This is a genomic window from Paracoccus sp. SSK6 (assembly GCF_039770665.1).
In the GTDB taxonomy this organism is placed as follows: Bacteria; Pseudomonadota; Alphaproteobacteria; order Rhodobacterales; family Rhodobacteraceae; genus Paracoccus.
Window position 1 is genome coordinate 1 of record NZ_JBDPNJ010000082.1, and the last position, 1206, is coordinate 1206.

At 53.4% G+C, this 1206-nt stretch carries 2 protein-coding genes; one reads left to right on the top strand and one right to left on the bottom strand.

Going from position 1 to position 1206, the window contains the following annotated elements; genetic code table 11:
* Window positions 1-289: integrase core domain-containing protein (locus tag AAIL68_RS17420; RefSeq protein ID WP_347141051.1), on the top strand; the 289-nt coding region annotated here is incomplete at its 5' end.
* Window positions 290-297: 8 nt separating this feature from the next.
* Here AAIL68_RS17420 and AAIL68_RS17425 read toward each other — a convergent pair.
* Window positions 298-1005 (bottom strand): hypothetical protein, encoded by a 708-nt coding sequence (locus tag AAIL68_RS17425; protein ID WP_347141052.1) that lies wholly within the window; start codon window positions 1003-1005, stop codon window positions 298-300.
* Window positions 1006-1206 lie beyond the last annotated feature (201 nt).

Below are 1206 nucleotides of genomic sequence, written 5' to 3' on the forward strand. Positions count from 1 at the left end.
GCATGGGATCGAGCACAGGCTGACGAAGGTAAGGCATCCCTGGACCAACGGCCAAGTCGAGCGGATGAACCGCACGATCAAGGAGGCAACCGTCAAACGCTTCCATTACGACAATCACGATCAGCTGCGAACGCACCTCGACGACTTCATTGCAGCCTATAACTTCGCCCGCCGGCTCAAGACGCTCAATGGCCTCACGCCCTACGAATACATCTGCAAGGTCTGGACTTCAGAGCCAGACAGATTCATCGTCGATCCGATCCACCAGATGCCGGGACTGAACACCTAGTACAAAAATTAGTACTCGAAGAGAGGATCCCAACGCCTGTCCCGATAGGATTCAAGCAGGCCGCGGTCCAGCAGGTCCTTAAGCACGTTCTCCATTTCAGCTAGGATCGATCTGATATTCTCAGCCGCAGCACTGTTATCTTGCACCAAACCAGCAGTCAGAACTTCGATAAAAGCTTCCCAGCTGCGCAGCGACCAGAAGTGGTGGTTCATTTCAGAGCGTGAGCCCTCACCACTTTTAACTGCCTCTTCCATGGCCTTGTCATGAGCAGAACTGTAATCTTGCGAGATGTGCTCAGCGTAACGGATCAGCTTTTTCATGGCTTCCCCCCAGACCTCGTCAGACCGGATCTTGCTGAGCATCAGCCACTCATTGCTGCCGGGGGTCTTGGCTTGCCAGAAGGTCCAGCCATTCACACCACCTTTGGTGATTTGGTAGGCGGCTTGAGAGGGGCTGCTCATGGCGTCGCCGCCTTGAATCCATTCATTGCGAATGATCTTGGCCGTATACTCGCGCCCCTTATACTCGGCCCGCAGTTCCGTGCCATTGGGCAGGTTAACTCCTTTCCATGTCCAGCCGGGTCCGCCATCCTCAGCTTTGTCGACTGGATTTAGCCCGAGAAGATCTCGCAGCACATCGTTCTCGGTGACCTCCTTAGACGCTCTTCGAGCTGTAAGGGCTTGCCATACTTGAAAATCGACTTCGATCATTTCCATCTTACACTCCTGCAAAACTTCCGTGAACTCTCAAAAATCTGAAAATCCTGAGATCATCAGTAATTTCAGAAATAAGGTGTGTCAACAGAGATTGTCCAAGGTTGTTGGACCATTTCCTGCTAGGGACAATCGACAGGCCAAGCTGAGCGGACCTGCGGGTGATGATCGTTTGCGGGGAAGCCCGGTTGTCCAGCCTCGCGC